Origin of the sequence: Enterobacter sp. 241F3 (assembly GCF_034106785.1) — a bacterium.
Taxonomy (GTDB): Bacteria; Pseudomonadota; Gammaproteobacteria; order Enterobacterales; family Enterobacteriaceae; genus Enterobacter; species Enterobacter vonholyi.
The window spans coordinates 147,534-163,809 of sequence record NZ_JAWNDD010000004.1; the positions used below are offsets into that span (position 1 = coordinate 147,534).

Consider the following 16,276-nt stretch of genomic DNA (forward strand, 5'->3'; position numbering starts at 1 on the left):
CTCCGTGGCAAGGTTAAAGTTTGGCGGCGAGAAGATCTTCTAGTTTGCGCTGGTCGACGGCGAACTGGCGGATACCGTCCGCCAGTTTTTCCACGGCCATGGCGTCCTGGTTGTGCTCCCAGCGGAACTCCGCTTCGGTCATGGCTTTCGGTTTTGGCAGAACGGTGGAGGTCGGCACCAGCTTGCGGATCACCGTTTCTTCTTTGTCCTGTAGCTCCTGGAGCAGGTTGGGTGAAATTGTCAGGCGGTCGCAGCCTGCCAGGGCGAGGATCTGCTCGGTACGGCGGAAGCTGGCACCCATCACGATGGTTTCGTAGCGGTGCTGCTTGTAGTAGTCGTAGATATTACGGACCGATTTCACGCCCGGATCCTCATCCACCACGTACGGATCCATCGGCTGTTTCGCCTGGTACCAGTCGTAGATGCGCCCGACAAACGGTGACACCAGGAACACGCCCGCTTCGGCACAGGCGCGCGCCTGGGCAAAGGAGAACAGCAGCGTCAGGTTGCAGTGGATGCCCTCTTTTTCCAGTACCTCTGCCGCGCGGATGCCTTCCCAGGTGGAGGCGAGCTTGATCAGAATGCGTGATTTATCGATCCCCTGTTCCTCGTACAGTTCCACGAGGCGACGCGCCTTGTTAATGCTCTTTTCTTTATCGAAAGAGAGGCGTGCGTCGACTTCGGTCGAGACGCGGCCCGGGATGCTTTTAAGAATTTCCGCACCAAAATTAACCGCCAGCTTGTCGCTGGCTTCGGCCACCTGCTGCTCCTGCGTCTTGCCGCGCTTTTTACCGTAGGCAATGGCGTCATCAATCAGATGACTAAAATGGGTAAGCCCGGCTGCCTTGAGCAGTAGCGAAGGGTTGGTGGTCGCATCCTCCGGCTGATAGTGGCGAATCGACTCGATATCGCCGCTGTCTGCCACCACCGTGGTGAATTGTTTGATGCCGTCTAGCTGGTTCATAAATGATTACTCCTTGGAAATAAAAGAGTTAGATGAGTGCGTTAGTTCACACTTCTGGAAAAATCATGATGGACTTAACAAAAAAGCATAGCAGACGGGGGAGGCATTGCTTTTGAGACGGGTAACATGGCTGTTATAAATTGATAACAATTTTTAATGTGTGATGGTGAGAGTTTGGCTGCCTTCAAAGTTTAGGAGGCGGCCTGAGGCGATACTAGGCGGCACACCAGGGTGTGCATCAGGATCGCTTACGTCACCCTTTTGACCGATACGTGAAAGGAAAAATAAGATGGATGAGCAGTTGAAACAGAGTGCCCTCGATTTTCACGAGTTCCCTGTCCCGGGCAAAATCCAGGTCTCCCCAACCAAGCCGCTGGCAACCCAGCGCGATCTGGCGCTGGCCTATTCCCCGGGCGTAGCTGCCCCGTGTCTGGAAATCGAAAAAGACCCGCTGGCGGCCTACAAATACACCGCGCGCGGCAACCTTGTCGCCGTGATCTCTAACGGCACGGCGGTGCTGGGGCTGGGCAACATCGGCGCGCTGGCCGGTAAGCCGGTGATGGAAGGCAAGGGGGTGCTGTTCAAGAAATTCGCCGGTATCGACGTGTTCGATATCGAGGTGGATGAACTCGATCCTGACAAGTTCATCAACGTAGTGGCCGCGCTGGAGCCGACCTTCGGCGGGATCAACCTGGAAGACATCAAAGCGCCGGAATGTTTCTATATCGAGCAGAAGCTGCGCGAGCGTATGAACATTCCCGTGTTCCATGATGACCAGCACGGTACGGCCATTATCAGCACCGCTGCGATTCTCAACGGCCTGCGCGTGGTAGAGAAAAACCTCTCCGACGTGCGCATGGTGGTCTCCGGCGCCGGCGCCGCGGCCATCGCCTGTATGAACCTGTTGGTGGCGCTGGGTATGCAGAAACACAACATTGTGGTCTGCGACTCCAAGGGCGTTATTTATAAAGACCGCGAGCCGAACATGGCGGAAACCAAAGCGGCGTATGCGGTAGAAGACGACGGCAAGCGCACGCTTGAGGACGTCATTGACGGCGCGGATATCTTCCTTGGCTGCTCGGGTCCGAAAGTGCTGACCCAGGAGATGGTGAAGAAGATGGCGCGTGCGCCAATGATCCTGGCCCTGGCCAACCCGGAACCGGAAATTCTGCCGCCGCTGGCGAAAGCGGTGCGTGAAGACGCCATCATCTGTACCGGCCGTTCGGACTACCCGAACCAGGTCAACAACGTGCTCTGCTTCCCGTTCATCTTCCGCGGCGCGCTGGATGTCGGCGCGACGGCGATCAACGAAGAGATGAAGCTTGCAGCCGTTCACGCCATCGCGGAGCTGGCCCACGCCGAGCAGAGCGAAGTGGTTGCCTCAGCCTATGGCGATCAGGATCTGAGCTTTGGCCCGGACTACATCATTCCAAAACCGTTCGACCCGCGTCTGATTGTTAAAATTGCGCCAGCCGTTGCCAAAGCGGCAATGGATTCCGGCGTGGCGACGCGTCCGATTCACGACTTCGACGCGTACGTCGATAAACTCACCGAGTTTGTCTATAAAACCAACCTGTTCATGAAGCCGATCTTCTCTCAGGCGCGCGCCGACGCGAAGCGCGTGGTGCTGGCGGAAGGGGAAGAGGCGCGCGTGCTGCACGCCACCCAGGAGCTGATCACCTTAGGTCTGGCGAAGCCGATCCTGATTGGTCGTCCGAGCGTGATTGAAATGCGTATCCAGAAGCTGGGCCTGCAGATTAAGCCGGGCGTCGACTTCGAGATCGTCAACAACGAATCCGATCCGCGCTTCAAAGAGTACTGGAGCGAATACTACGCGATCATGAAGCGTCGGGGGATCACCCAGGAGCAGGCGCAGAAAGCCGTCATCAGCAACACGACGGTGATCGGCGCGATCATGGTCCATCGCGGCGAGGCGGATGCGCTGATCTGCGGCACCATCGGCGATTACCACGAGCACTTTAGCGTGGTGCAGGAGATCTTCGGCTATCGCGACGGCGTGCATACCGCCGGTGCGATGAACGCCCTGCTGCTGCCGAGCGGCAACACCTTTATCGCTGACACCTACGTTAACGACGATCCGAGCCCGGACGAGCTGGCGGAGATCACCGTGATGGCCGCCGAGACCGTGCGCCGCTTCGGTATCGAGCCAAAGGTGGCGCTGCTGTCGCACTCTAACTTCGGTTCGTCCAAATCTGCGGCGGCTTGCAAAATGCGTGAGACGCTGGCGCTGGTGCGCGAGCGCGCGCCGGAGCTGATGATTGACGGAGAAATGCACGGCGATGCCGCGCTCGTGGAGAGCATCCGTAATGAACGTATGCCGGACAGCCCGCTGAAGGGATCGGCTAATATCCTGATTATGCCGAACGTGGAAGCGGCGCGTATCAGCTATAACCTGCTGCGCGTCTCCAGCTCTGAAGGAGTGACCGTAGGACCGGTGCTGATGGGCGTGGCGAAGCCGGTGCACGTGTTAACGCCGATTGCCTCCGTGCGTCGTATCGTGAACATGGTGGCGCTGGCGGTGGTTGAGGCGCAGACGCAGCCGCTGTAATTTTTACCCTCACCCTTACCCTCTCCCAAAGGGAGAGGGGATAAGGGTTACACCCAGTCGCGAACCTGAATAAATTCTTTTAAGGCAGCCTCCGGGCTGCCTTCTTTTGGCTCGTAGCAGTACTCCCAGCGCACCAGCGGCGGCATCGACATCAGAATTGACTCCGTGCGCCCGCCGGTCTGCAGGCCGAACAGCGTCCCGCGATCCCACACCAGGTTGAACTCCACGTAGCGCCCGCGGCGGTAGAGCTGGAACTCGCGCTCGCGCACGCCGTAGTCGGTGTTTTTACGGCGTTCGACGATGGGCAGGTACGCGTCGGTATAGCCTTCACCCAGCGCGCGCATAAAGCTGAACGCGGTATCAAAATCAGGCGTGTTGAGATCGTCAAAGAACAGTCCGCCGATGCCGCGCTGCTCGTCGCGATGCTTCAGGTAAAAGTAGTCGTCGCACCACTTTTTATATTTCGGGTAAATGTCTTCGCCAAACGGCAGGCAAAGATCCCGCGCGGTGGTGTGCCAGTACACGGCATCCTCTTCGAAGCCGTAGTAGGGCGTCATGTCGAAACCGCCGCCAAACCACCAGACCGGATCGGCCCCCGGCTTTTCCGCTATGAAAAAGCGCACGTTGGCGTGGCTGGTTGGCACGAACGGGTTGTGCGGGTGCACCACCAGCGAGACGCCCATCGCTTCGAAGCTGCGGCCCGCGAGTTCGGGACGATGTGCCGTCGCAGATGCGGGCATGGCGTCGCCGTGAACGTGGGAAAAATTCACGCCAGCCTGTTCGAAGATGCCGCCGTTACGCAGCACGCGGCTGCGCCCACCGCCGCCGGCCTCGCGCTGCCAGGTATCTTCCTGAAATTCTCCGCCGTCTGCGGCGGCCAGTTTATGGCAAATCTCATCCTGCAGCTTCAGCAGGAAAGTTTTGACCAGTTGTGCATCGGGTTTCATCAACGTTTCCTGGAGTGCGCTTTTTGGTTATCGAACCAGTTGAAATAACTGATAATGCCGGAGGCGATGGCGTTGGCGATCTTCTGACGAAATGCCGTGGTGCCAAGGAGTCGCTCCTCTTCCGGGTTGGTGATGAAGGAGGTTTCCACCAGCACAGAAGGGATGGACGGTGATTTCAGGACCACGAACGCCGCCTGCTCGGTGCCTTTGCTGTGCAGGCGATGCACCGGCTTAATCTTCTTCAGGATGTGCGAGCCAAGCGTCAGGCTGTTTTTGATCGTATCCGTCTGCACGAGGTCGAACAGCACCTGCTGTAGCAGGTGGTCTTTGTCGGTGGCTTTTTTCCCGGCGACTTCATCCGCCCGGTTTTCGCGATCGGAGAGGTATTTCGCCATGGCGCTACTGGCGCCGCGGTTGGAAAGCGCAAACACCGAGGCACCTGCCGCAGAAGGGTTGGTAAAGCCGTCCGCGTGAATCGACATAAACAGATCCGCACCGTGCTGGTGGGCGATCTCTACGCGGTCATACAGCGGAATAAAAGTATCGCCAGAGCGCGTCAGACGGGCGTCAATGCCGTTACTGCGTAAAATCGCCCGCACATTTTTTGCAATCGCCAGCACGACGTGTTTTTCTTTCGACCCGTTTTTGCCGATGGCGCCGGTATCAATGCCGCCGTGCCCAGGGTCGAGCATCACCAGACGCTTCGCGCCCGGCTTTTTCGTTTTCGGTTTGCTGTGTCCGTTACTGGTTTTAAGCGTGCTCTCGTCTTTCGCCTGAGCCTGCTTTGCGATACCCGTTAACGTTAAGGCCGCCAGCCCCGCTTTGAGAACCTGACGACGCGATGTGAGTGCTTTTAATGGTTTGAATGTGCTCATGCGGCCTGAATACTAAAAAATGGGGTCCTGGTGTTATATCGTATCGTGTTTCCCGTTACGACAGTCCATGTTGAGAATTGTTTTACTTTTCATTTCAATACGTGACAAAGTGACATTATGCCAAATTTTGGCGAGATTTTCCCCGGTTATTGGCTAAAGGCGAGCTTCGCGCCATAATCACTGTTTTTAAACCCGAAAAGGCGGTTAATACCATGGAGATACGCGTTTTTCGCCAGGAAGATTTCGAAGAGGTGATTACCCTTTGGGAGCGCTGCGATCTGCTGCGTCCGTGGAACGATCCGGAAATGGATATCGAACGTAAGGTGAATCACGACGTCAGTCTGTTCCTGGTCGCGGAAGTCAACGGTGAGGTTGTGGGGACTGTAATGGGCGGTTACGACGGCCACCGCGGCTCGGCCTATTATCTGGGCGTTCACCCGGAATACCGTGGTCGTGGCATTGCCAATGCGCTGCTTAACCGGCTCGAGAAGAAGCTGATCGCTCGCGGCTGCCCGAAAATCCAGATTATGGTGCGGGAAGATAACGACGTGGTGCTGGGCATGTATGAACGCCTGGGCTACGTACACGCTGACGTGCTGAATTTAGGAAAGCGTCTGATCGAAGATGAAGAGTACTGAGATCCATCCGGCAGACTATGACGCTCAGGGGCGCGTCAGGCTGCCCTTTTTATTCTGGTGCGTTCTGCTGCTCCAGGCCAGAACCTGGGTTCTGTTTGTGATGGCCGCCGCGTCGCGCGGGCAGGGCGATACGCTGCTGAATCTTTTTTATCCCGATCACGATGCTTTCTGGCTCGGCTTACTGCCGGGCGTACCGGCGGTGGTGGCTTTTTTGTGTAGCGGACGACGGCACCTGATCCCTCGTTTTTGGCGCACGCTTCGATGGCTGCTGATCCTCGCCCAGGTTGCGTTGCTCTTATGGCAGCCGGTTCTCTGGTGGTACGGTGAACCGCTGACGGGCACCGGCGTTGCGCTGGTGGTTGCTGATATTGTGGCGCTGCTGTGGCTGATGACCAACCCGCGTCTTCGCGCCTGTTTTGCGCCTCAGGATGATTAATCCGGCACTTTTTGCCGATGTCGCACTCCAACAAGCGTTGATTTAACAAGTAAGGACGTTTCAATGAAATCGCTGCGTTTACTCTTATGCGCTCTCCCGCTGGCATTGACCGGCTGTTCGACGCTCTCCTCCATTAACTGGTCCGCTGCGTATCCGTGGAACTGGTTTGGCTCATCAACGGAAGTAACCGAGCAGGGCGTGGGGAAAATTACCGCCGCGACGGCGCTGGATCAGAATGCTATCCAGGATGCGCTCAGCAGTGATTACCGCCTGCGCAGCGGCATGAAAACGGAGAATGGCAATATTGTTCGCTACTACGAGGCGCTGAAGGGCGACAAGCTGGCGCTGGTGATTAACGGTGATAAAGGCACGGTCAACCGAATTGCGGTGATGGATGAAGATATTCCGACGGCGAGCGGTGTGAAGGTGGGGACCCCGTTTAGCGATCTTTATAAGCAGGCCTTTGGCAACTGCGCCAGCGTGCCGTCTGACGACAAGGTTGCGGTGGAATGTAAGGCTGAAGGCAGCCAGCACATCAGCTATGTCTTCACCGGCACCTGGAGCGGCCCGGAAGGACTGATGCCGTCTGACGACACGCTTAAGAGCTGGAAAGTGAGCAAAATACTCTGGAAGCAGTAATTTGCGCCTGAGCAAACCGCCTCGCTGAAATCCGGGTATAATACCCGCCATCAATGCCACGCTGACGTGGCATCTTTATTTCAGGAGGAGCGATGTCTCAGGTTCAGAGTGGCATTTTGCCAGAACATTGCCGCGCGGCGATTTGGATTGAAGCCAATGTTAAAGGGGACGTGGATGCCCTGCGTGCGGCCAGCAAAGCGTTTATTGATAAACTGGCGACCTTCCAGGCCAAATTCCCGGAAGCACACCTCGGCGCCGTTGTCGCCTTTGGCAATAACGTCTGGCGTCAGCTGAGCGGCGGGGAAGGGGCGGAAGAGCTGAAAGACTTCATCCCATACGGCAAAGGTCTGGCTCCGGCAACCCAATACGACGTGCTGATCCACATTCTCTCCCTGCGTCACGATGTGAACTTTTCCGTTGCCCAGGCGGCGGTAGCGGCTTTTGGCGACAGCATTGATGTGCAGGAAGAGGTTCACGGCTTCCGCTGGGTCGAAGAGCGCGATCTGAGCGGCTTTGTCGACGGAACCGAAAACCCGGCAGGGGAAGAGACGCGTCGTGAGGTGGCGGTGATTAAAGACGGCGTGGACGCGGGCGGCAGCTACGTGTTCGTGCAGCGCTGGGAGCACAACCTCAAGCAGCTTAACCGCATGAGCGTGCACGACCAGGAGATGATGATTGGCCGTACGAAAGAGGCTAACGAAGAGATCGACGGCGACGACCGTCCCGTTACCTCGCACCTGACCCGCGTTGACCTCAAAGAAGACGGCAAAGGGCTGAAGATTGTCCGCCAGAGCCTGCCGTACGGTACGGCAAGCGGAACGCACGGCCTTTATTTCTGCGCCTATTGCGCGCGCCTGTATAACATCGAGCAGCAGCTGCTGAGCATGTTCGGCGATACCGACGGCAAGCGCGACGCCATGCTGCGCTTCACCAAACCGGTGACCGGCGGCTACTACTTTGCGCCGTCCGTTGAGCGTCTTCTGGCGCTGTAATGGCATTCTCCCTCTCCCTGCTGGAGAGGGCCGGGGTGAGGGCATCAGGCCTCACCCTTATTCCCTTTTCTGCTTCTAAATCACCAAACGGTATATAAAACCGTTACTCCTTTCATCCCCGTTATAAATATTATGACTATAAGATAGTCATCACATTTATAAGGGTGCGCAATGGCCGTTACTGTACTGAAAAAAGGAACTCTGGCGCTGGCAGGTTTACTGCTGGTGGCACAGGCGCAGGCGACTGAACTGTTGAACAGTTCGTATGACGTCTCCCGCGAGCTGTTTGCCGCCCTTAATCCCCCGTTCGAACAGCAGTGGGCGAAAGACAATAACAGCGATAAGCTCACCATCAAGCAGTCCCACGCCGGCTCGTCCAAGCAGGCGCTGGCCATTCTTCAGGGACTGAAAGCGGACGTCGTGACCTACAACCAGGTGACTGACGTGCAGATCCTGCACGACAAAGGCAAGCTCATCCCGGCGGACTGGCAGAGCCGACTGCCGAACAACAGCTCGCCGTTCTACTCCACCATGGGCTTCCTGGTGCGTAAGGGCAACCCTAAGAATATCCACGACTGGAGCGACCTGGTGCGTTCCGACGTGAAGCTGATTTTCCCGAACCCAAAAACCTCCGGTAACGCGCGTTATACCTATTTAGCCGCGTGGGGCGCGGCGGACAAGGCTGACGGTAACGATAAAGCCAAAACCGAGCAGTTCATGACCCAGTTCCTGAAAAACGTCGAAGTATTTGATACCGGCGGCCGCGGGGCGACCACGACCTTCGCAGAACGCGGTCTGGGCGATGTGCTAATAAGCTTTGAGTCGGAAGTGAACAACATCCGTAAGCAGTATGAAGCGCAGGGCTTTGAGGTGGTTATCCCGAAAACCAACATTCTGGCCGAGTTCCCGGTCGCATGGGTGGATAAAAACGTGCAGGCGAACGGTACCGAGAAAGCGGCAAAAGCCTATCTCAACTACCTGTACAGCCCTCAGGCGCAGACCATCATTACCGATTACTACTACCGCGTAAACAACCCGGACGTGATGAACAAGCTGAAAGATAAGTTCCCGCAGACCGCGCTGTTCCGCGTGGAAGACCATTTTGGCTCCTGGCCTGATGTGATGAAAACGCATTTTGCCAGCGGCGGTGAGTTAGACAAACTGCTGGCGGCGGGGCATAAGTAATGTTTGCAGTTTCGACAAAACGCGTCCTGCCGGGCTTTACCTTAAGCCTCGGGACCAGCCTGCTGTTCGTCTGCCTGATCCTGCTGTTGCCGCTCAGCGCGCTGGTGATGCAGCTTGCTCAGATGAGCTGGGCGCAGTACTGGGACGTGGTCACCAACCCGCAGGTGGTGGCGGCCTATAAGGTGACGCTGCTGTCGGCGTTTGTCGCCTCCATTTTTAACGGCGTGTTTGGCCTGCTGATGGCGTGGATCCTGACCCGCTATCGCTTCCCGGGCCGCACGCTGCTTGACGCCCTGATGGATCTGCCGTTTGCGCTGCCGACGGCGGTGGCGGGTTTGACCCTCGCGTCGCTCTTCTCTGTAAACGGGCTGTACGGCGAGTGGCTGGCGAAATTTGATATCAAAGTAACCTACACCTGGCTCGGTATCGCGGTGGCGATGGCCTTCACCAGCATCCCGTTTGTGGTACGTACCGTGCAGCCGGTGCTGGAAGAGTTGGGTCCGGAATACGAAGAAGCGGCGGAAACGCTGGGCGCCACGCGCTGGCAGAGCTTCCGCAAGGTGGTGCTGCCGGAGCTCTCTCCAGCGCTGATGGCAGGTGTCGCGCTGTCGTTTACCCGCAGCCTCGGTGAGTTCGGCGCGGTGATTTTTATCGCCGGGAACATCGCCTGGAAAACGGAAGTGACCTCGCTGATGATTTTCATCCGCCTGCAGGAGTTTGATTATCCGGCGGCGAGCGCGATTGCTTCGGTGATCCTCGCCGCCTCGCTGCTGCTGCTGTACTCGATTAACACTCTGCAAAGTCGCTTTGGTCGACGTGTGGTAGGTCACTGATGGCGGAAGTTACGCAATTGAAGCGATACGATGCGCCCCGCATCAACTGGGGTAAATGGTTTCTGATTGGGGCGGGCGTGCTGGTTTCCGCCCTCATTCTCGTCGTGCCGACGATTTATATTTTCGTTCAGGCGTTCAGCAAGGGTCTGATGCCCGCGCTGGAAAACCTGGCGAACCCGGATATGCTCCATGCCATCTGGCTCACCGTGCTGATTGCCCTGATCACCGTCCCGGTGAACCTGGTGTTCGGGACCCTGCTGGCGTGGCTGGTGACGCGCTTTAACTTCCCCGGACGTCAGCTGCTGCTGACCCTGCTGGATATTCCGTTTGCCGTGTCGCCGGTGGTGGCGGGCCTGGTGTACCTGCTCTTTTACGGCTCCAACGGCCCGCTGGGCGGCTGGCTGGATGCGCATAACCTGCAGATCATGTTCGCCTGGCCGGGCATGGTGCTGGTCACCATCTTCGTAACCTGCCCGTTTGTGGTGCGCGAGCTGGTGCCGGTGATGTTAAGCCAGGGGAGCAACGAAGACGAAGCGGCGGTGCTGCTGGGGGCTTCGGGCTGGCAAATGTTCCGCCGCGTGACGCTGCCGAACATCCGCTGGGCGTTGCTTTACGGCGTGGTGCTGACCAACGCCCGCGCGATTGGCGAGTTCGGTGCCGTTTCCGTTGTTTCCGGCTCTATCCGGGGTGAAACCCTGTCGCTGCCGCTGCAGATTGAACTGCTGCAGCAGGACTACAACACCATCGGCTCGTTTACTGCCGCAGCGTTATTGACGCTGATGGCCATTTTGACCCTGTTTTTGAAGAGCGTGGTGCAGTGGCGTTTAGAAAATCAGGAAAAACGTCAGCATCAGGAGGGAAATCATGAGCATTGAGATTGCCAATATTAAGAAGTCTTTTGGTCGCACCCAGGTGCTGAATGATATCTCGCTGGATATCCCTTCCGGACAAATGGTGGCGCTGCTGGGGCCGTCCGGCTCGGGCAAAACCACGCTGCTGCGTATTATCGCCGGGCTTGAGCACCAGACCAGCGGGCACATCCGCTTCCACGGCACCGACGTGAGCCGCCTGCACGCCCGCGATCGTAAAGTGGGTTTTGTGTTCCAGCATTACGCGCTGTTCCGCCACATGACCGTGTTTGACAACATCGCGTTTGGGCTTACCGTGCTGCCGCGTCGCGAGCGCCCGGATGCGGCAACCATTAAGGCGAAGGTGACCAAACTGCTGGAGATGGTGCAGCTGGCTCACCTGGCGGATCGTTTCCCGGCCCAGCTGTCCGGCGGGCAGAAACAGCGCGTGGCGCTGGCTCGCGCGCTGGCCGTTGAACCGCAAATTCTGCTGCTGGATGAGCCCTTCGGCGCGCTGGATGCGCAGGTGCGTAAAGAGCTGCGCCGCTGGCTGCGTCAGCTCCATGAAGAGCTGAAATTCACCAGCGTCTTCGTGACCCACGATCAGGAAGAGGCGATGGAAGTCGCGGATCGCGTGGTGGTCATGAGCCAGGGCAACATTGAGCAGGTTGACGAACCGGAGCAGCTCTGGCGTGAACCGGCGACCCGCTTCGTGCTGGAGTTTATGGGCGAGGTGAACCGTCTGCAGGGCACTATTCGCGGCGGTCAGTTCCACGTGGGCGCGCACCGCTGGCCGCTGGGCTATACCTCCGCGCACCAGGGCCCGGTCGATCTGTTCCTGCGTCCGTGGGAAGTGGACGTGAGCCGCCGAACCAGCCTGGATTCACCGCTGCCGGTCCAGGTGCTGGAAGCGAGCCCTAAAGGTCACTACACCCAACTGGTGGTACAGCCTCTGGGCTGGTATACCGAGCCGCTGACCGTGGTCATGCGCGACGACGTGCCGCCGCACCGGGGGGAGCGCCTGTTTGTCGGGCTGCAGCATGCCCGGATTTATCACGGGAAGGAGCGCATCGAGACGCGCGAGGATATTGCTCTGGCGGAGTCAGCCTGATAGGTTATTAGGATGTTTATCGCCCGGTGGCGCTGCGCTTACCGGGCCTACAGTTATCACTGCGTCTTGTAGGCCGGGTAAGCGAAACGCCACCCGGCTTTTTTATTGAGTAAAAAACGTGAATACACTCGAACACACCATCGGCAACACCCCTCTGGTCAAACTTCAGCGCATGGGGCCGGCTAACGGAAGCGAAATCTGGGTCAAACTCGAAGGCAATAACCCGGCGGGGTCGGTAAAAGATCGTGCCGCGCTGTCGATGATTGTCCAGGCTGAAAAGCGCGGCGATATTAAGCCGGGCGCCGTACTGATTGAAGCCACCAGCGGTAACACCGGTATCGCCCTGGCGATGATTGCGGCGCTGAAAGGCTACCGCATGAAGCTGCTGATGCCTGACAACATGAGCCAGGAGCGCCGCGCCGCGATGCGTGCCTACGGGGCCGAGCTGATTCTGGTGACCAAAGAGCAGGGGATGGAAGGCGCGCGCGACCTGGCGTTAGAAATGGCCGAGCGCGGCGAAGGTAAACTGCTCGATCAGTTTAATAACCCGGACAACCCGTACGCGCACTACACCACCACCGGCCCGGAAATCTGGCAGCAAACCGACGGGCGAATCACCCATTTTGTCTCCAGCATGGGCACCACCGGCACCATTACCGGCGTATCGCGTTTTCTGCGCGAGCAGGACAAAGCCGTCACCATTGTGGGCCTGCAGCCGGAAGAGGGGAGCAGCATTCCGGGCATTCGCCGCTGGCCGGCGGAGTATATGCCCGGCATCTTTAATGCGCAGCTTGTGGACCAGGTGCTGGATCTTCACCAGCGCGAGGCGGAAAATACCATGCGTGAGCTGGCCGTACGCGAAGGTATCTTCTGCGGCGTCAGCTCGGGCGGCGCGGTAGCGGGCGCGATTCGGGTAGCGCAGGCAAACCCGGGCGCTGTGGTGGTGGCGATTATTTGCGATCGAGGCGATCGCTATCTGTCTACCGGCGTCTTTGGTGAAGAGAGTTATTCGCAGGGGGCGGGGATTTAAGCGTCATGGAGATGATTCTATTCCGGGATAATACCCGGGCGCAGCAAACTGATATTGTCGCGGTACAGTCGCAGGTGGTGTACGGGAGCGTGGGTAACAGCATTGCGGTTCCTAATATTCGAACCCACAGGCTGAACGTCACCGCCGTGCCAACGGTACTGTTCAGCAACACGCCACACTATGACACCTTCTATGGTGGCGTGATCCCCGATGAGTGGTTCAGCGGCTACCTGAAAGCGCTGGAAGAGCGCGAGATCCTGCGCGAGCTTAAGGCGGTTACCACAGGCTATATGGGCAGTGCCAGCCAGATCGTCCTGCTGGCGCAGTGGCTGAAGGCGGTCAAAGCTCAGCATCCTGATCTGCTGGTGCTGGTCGACCCGGTTATCGGCGATATCGACAGCGGGATGTACGTGAAGCCGGATATCCCGCAGGCGTATCGGGAGCACCTGCTGCCGCTGGCGCAGGGGATTACGCCAAACGTCTACGAGCTGGAAGTGTTAAGTGGCAAGCCGTGCCGCACGCCGAAAAGCGCCATCGCGGCGGCACAGGGACTGCTCTCAGACAGCCTGAAATGGGTGGCGATCACCAGCGCGCCGGTCGCTGACGACCCGCAAAACATCCATGTGGTGCTGGTGACGAATGAAGGCGTGACCGTCAGCGCGCACCCGCGCGTAGAAACCGATCTGAAAGGGACGGGCGACCTGTTCTGTTCAGAGCTGGTGAGCGGAATTGTAGAGGGGAAAACCGTTGCAGATGCCATTCGCATGGCCGGCGATCGGGTGACTGACGTGATGCTTTATACCCAGTCGAAAGGCTACGACGAGCTTATCCTCCCGGCATAAACAAAAATGGCGCCCGAAGGCGCCATTTTTCTGTGCGGGCAAGAATTACTTCTTGATGCGGATAACCGGGGTTTCACCCACGGTGACGCTGCCAGACAGTTTGATCAGTTCTTTGATTTCGTCCATGTTGGAGATAACTACCGGCGTCAGGGTAGACTTGGCTTTTTCTTCCAGCAGTGGCAGATCGAATTCAATCACCGGGTCGCCAACTTTAACACGCTGGCCTTCTTCCGCGATACGTTTGAAGCCTTCGCCTTTCAGTTCAACGGTGTCGATACCGAAGTGAACGAACAGTTCGATACCGCTATCAGATTCGATAGAGAACGCATGGTTGGTTTCAAAAATTTTACCGATGGTGCCGTCAACTGGAGCAACCATTTTGTTGCCAGTTGGTTTGATAGCAATGCCATCACCAACGATTTTCTCAGCAAACACTACATCCGGCACGTCTTCGATGTTGACGATCTCGCCGGAGAGCGGAGCAACAATCTCAATAGTTCCGGAGTCTTTCTTATCATCAGAAACCAGAGATTTCAGTTTATCGAACAAACCCATGATCTTCTCCTAAGCAGTAATTTGGGCCGCATCTCGTGGATTAGCAGATTGTTTTTTCTTCAATGAACTTGTTAACCAGCGTCATTAACTCGTCCGTTGTCGGTTGAGCAAGAGCCTGCTCTGCTAACACCTTCGCATCTTCGAAGTTCGTGTTACGGATAATCTTCTTAATGCGCGGGATGGAAATGGCGCTCATAGAGAATTCGTCCAGACCCATACCCAGCAACAGAAGTGTAGCACGTTCGTCGCCTGCAAGCTCACCACACATGCCAGTCCATTTACCTTCTGCATGAGAAGCATCAATAACTTGCTTGATCAAGTTCAGTACGGACGGTGACATTGGCTGGTAGAGATGTGAAATCATATCATTACCACGGTCAACTGCCAGGGTGTACTGCGTTAAATCATTGGTGCCGATACTAAAGAAATCAACTTCTTTGGCTAAATGACGCGCAATAGTCGCCGCCGCAGGTGTTTCCACCATTACGCCGATCTCGATTGACTCGTCAAACGCTTTACCTTCGTCGCGCAGTTCCTGCTTGTAAATTTCGATCTCTTTCTTCAGTGCACGCACTTCTTCAACAGAGATGATCATCGGGAACATGATGCGCAGTTTACCGAAAGCAGAGGCACGCAGGATCGCGCGAACCTGGTCACGCAGGATCTCTTTACGATCCATCGCGATACGAATCGCACGCCAGCCCAGGAACGGGTTCTCTTCTTTCGGGAAGTTCATGTACGGCAGCTCTTTGTCGCCACCAATGTCCATAGTACGGACGATAACCGCCTGAGAGCCACACGCTTCAGCCACGGCTTTATAGGCAGCAAACTGCTCTTCTTCCGTTGGCAGCGCGTCGCGGTCCATGAACAGGAATTCTGTACGATAGAGACCTACGCCTTCCGCACCGTTGCGCTCAGCGCCATCAACGTCGCGAACGGTACCGATGTTTGCGCACACTTCAACCTGATGGCCGTCCAGGGTGATAGCTGGCAGGTCTTTCAGCTTAGCGAGTTCCGCTTTTTCAGTCGCAACCTGCTCCTGAACCGCGCGCAGTTTATCGATCTCTTCATTAGTTGGGTTGACGTAAACCAGATTGTTTACGGCATCCAGAATCAGATAGTCGCCGTTTTTCACCTGAGAGGTGACGCTACCGGTACCCACGATGGCAGGCAGTTCCAGAGAGCGCGCCATGATAGAGGTGTGGGAGGTACGGCCACCCGCGTCGGTGATGAAACCGAGGACCTTTTTCAGGTTCAGCTGTGCGGTTTCAGACGGGGTGAGGTCCGCGGCAACCAGGATCACTTCATCCTGAATTGCGCTCAGGTCGATAATGGCCAGACCCAGGATGTTGCGCAGCAGGCGCTTACCGATGTCACGTACGTCAGCCGCACGCTCTTTCAGGTATTCATCATCCAGTTCTTCCAGGGCAGTTGCCTGACCTTCGATAACTTCATGCGCAGCCGCGTCGGCCGTCATGCCTTTATCTTTAATCAGGGCTATGATTTCCTGCTCCAGCTCCTCATCTTCGAGCAGCATGATGTGCCCTTCGAAGATGGCTTCTTTTTCTTCACCGAAAGTTTCGCCAGCTTTAGTTTTGATTGCTTCCAGTTGCGCAGATGCCTTGGCACGACCGCTCAGAAAACGTTCAACTTCCTGATCAACCTTGTCGGCAGAAATTTTTTTCCGGTCGATGACGATCTCGTCTTCTTTCAGCAGCAGTGCTTTGCCGAAAGCGATACCCGGGGATGCTAAAATGCCTGAAATCATAACCCTACCTTACTTGTGACTGATATTTAAAAGAACCCGGAAAC

16 protein-coding genes are annotated in these 16,276 nt (G+C 56.9%); 11 read left to right on the forward strand and 5 right to left on the reverse strand.

Annotated features, from left to right (window positions below; translation table 11 throughout):
• Positions 1–13: 13 nt before the first annotated feature.
• Positions 14–964, reverse strand: a complete 951-nt coding sequence (gene tal / locus UR504_RS13415; protein ID WP_115875961.1) for a transaldolase — start codon at positions 962–964, stop codon at positions 14–16.
• 289 nt (positions 965–1,253) lie between these two features.
• On the opposite strand from tal, the gene maeB reads away from it, so the two are divergent.
• Complete coding sequence (maeB, locus tag UR504_RS13420) at positions 1,254–3,533, forward strand: NADP-dependent oxaloacetate-decarboxylating malate dehydrogenase (RefSeq protein WP_115875960.1); 2,280 nt, start codon at positions 1,254–1,256, stop codon at positions 3,531–3,533.
• Positions 3,534–3,580: 47 nt separating this feature from the next.
• Here the strand turns inward: maeB and hemF are convergent, their stop codons facing one another.
• The gene (gene hemF, locus UR504_RS13425; protein WP_320739784.1) at positions 3,581–4,480 is read right to left on the reverse strand and encodes an oxygen-dependent coproporphyrinogen oxidase; all 900 of its coding nucleotides are present in this window, start codon (positions 4,478–4,480) and stop codon (positions 3,581–3,583) included.
• Positions 4,480–5,355 (reverse strand): N-acetylmuramoyl-L-alanine amidase AmiA, encoded by an 876-nt coding sequence (amiA, locus tag UR504_RS13430; RefSeq protein WP_023308739.1) that lies wholly within the window; start codon positions 5,353–5,355, stop codon positions 4,480–4,482. Before amiA ends, hemF begins: the two co-directional genes overlap by 1 nt.
• Before the next feature lie 212 nt (positions 5,356–5,567).
• Between amiA and UR504_RS13435 the strand changes: the two genes are divergently transcribed.
• The 10 genes from UR504_RS13435 (at position 5,568) to pdxK (ending at position 13,909) form a co-directional block, all read left to right on the forward strand.
• Positions 5,568–5,993 carry a GNAT family acetyltransferase gene (locus UR504_RS13435; protein ID WP_008501614.1) on the forward strand — a complete coding sequence of 142 codons (426 nt, stop codon included), beginning with the start codon at positions 5,568–5,570 and terminating at the stop codon, positions 5,991–5,993.
• Positions 5,980–6,429, forward strand: a complete 450-nt coding sequence (locus UR504_RS13440) for a DUF2919 domain-containing protein (RefSeq protein ID WP_302236055.1) — start codon at positions 5,980–5,982, stop codon at positions 6,427–6,429. The genes UR504_RS13435 and UR504_RS13440 overlap by 14 nt, the downstream gene beginning before the upstream one ends.
• Positions 6,430–6,492: 63 nt before the next feature.
• Entirely contained in the window at positions 6,493–7,068 is a 576-nt protein-coding gene (locus tag UR504_RS13445; RefSeq protein WP_111965198.1) for an RpoE-regulated lipoprotein, read from the forward strand.
• A 92-nt stretch (positions 7,069–7,160) separates the two neighbouring features.
• Positions 7,161–8,060, forward strand: coding sequence for a Dyp-type peroxidase (locus UR504_RS13450; protein WP_111965199.1), 900 nt, complete (start codon positions 7,161–7,163; stop codon positions 8,058–8,060).
• Between the two features lie 171 nt (positions 8,061–8,231).
• Positions 8,232–9,245, forward strand: coding sequence for a sulfate ABC transporter substrate-binding protein (locus UR504_RS13455; protein ID WP_133294882.1), 1,014 nt, complete (start codon positions 8,232–8,234; stop codon positions 9,243–9,245).
• Positions 9,245–10,078, forward strand: a complete 834-nt coding sequence (gene cysT / locus UR504_RS13460) for a sulfate/thiosulfate ABC transporter permease CysT (RefSeq protein WP_004123378.1) — start codon at positions 9,245–9,247, stop codon at positions 10,076–10,078. The genes UR504_RS13455 and cysT overlap by 1 nt, the downstream gene beginning before the upstream one ends.
• Positions 10,078–10,953: a sulfate/thiosulfate ABC transporter permease CysW gene (cysW, locus tag UR504_RS13465; protein WP_045325891.1), complete on the forward strand. Its 876-nt coding sequence runs from the start codon at positions 10,078–10,080 to the stop codon at positions 10,951–10,953. The genes cysT and cysW overlap by 1 nt, the downstream gene beginning before the upstream one ends.
• Positions 10,943–12,037 (forward strand): sulfate/thiosulfate ABC transporter ATP-binding protein CysA, encoded by a 1,095-nt coding sequence (cysA, locus tag UR504_RS13470; RefSeq protein ID WP_008501607.1) that lies wholly within the window; start codon positions 10,943–10,945, stop codon positions 12,035–12,037. The genes cysW and cysA overlap by 11 nt, the downstream gene beginning before the upstream one ends.
• Before the next feature lie 118 nt (positions 12,038–12,155).
• Positions 12,156–13,067 carry a cysteine synthase CysM gene (cysM, locus tag UR504_RS13475; RefSeq protein ID WP_302236042.1) on the forward strand — a complete coding sequence of 304 codons (912 nt, stop codon included), beginning with the start codon at positions 12,156–12,158 and terminating at the stop codon, positions 13,065–13,067.
• A gap of 5 nt (positions 13,068–13,072) precedes the next feature.
• Complete coding sequence (pdxK, locus tag UR504_RS13480; RefSeq protein ID WP_320739787.1) at positions 13,073–13,909, forward strand: pyridoxine/pyridoxal/pyridoxamine kinase; 837 nt, start codon at positions 13,073–13,075, stop codon at positions 13,907–13,909.
• 45 nt (positions 13,910–13,954) lie between these two features.
• Here the strand turns inward: pdxK and crr are convergent, their stop codons facing one another.
• Positions 13,955–14,464, reverse strand: a complete 510-nt coding sequence (gene crr / locus UR504_RS13485; protein WP_003861316.1) for a PTS glucose transporter subunit IIA — start codon at positions 14,462–14,464, stop codon at positions 13,955–13,957.
• 40 nt (positions 14,465–14,504) lie between these two features.
• The gene (ptsI, locus tag UR504_RS13490) at positions 14,505–16,232 is read right to left on the reverse strand and encodes a phosphoenolpyruvate-protein phosphotransferase PtsI (protein WP_023332954.1); all 1,728 of its coding nucleotides are present in this window, start codon (positions 16,230–16,232) and stop codon (positions 14,505–14,507) included.
• Between the last annotated feature and the right edge of the window lie 44 nt (positions 16,233–16,276).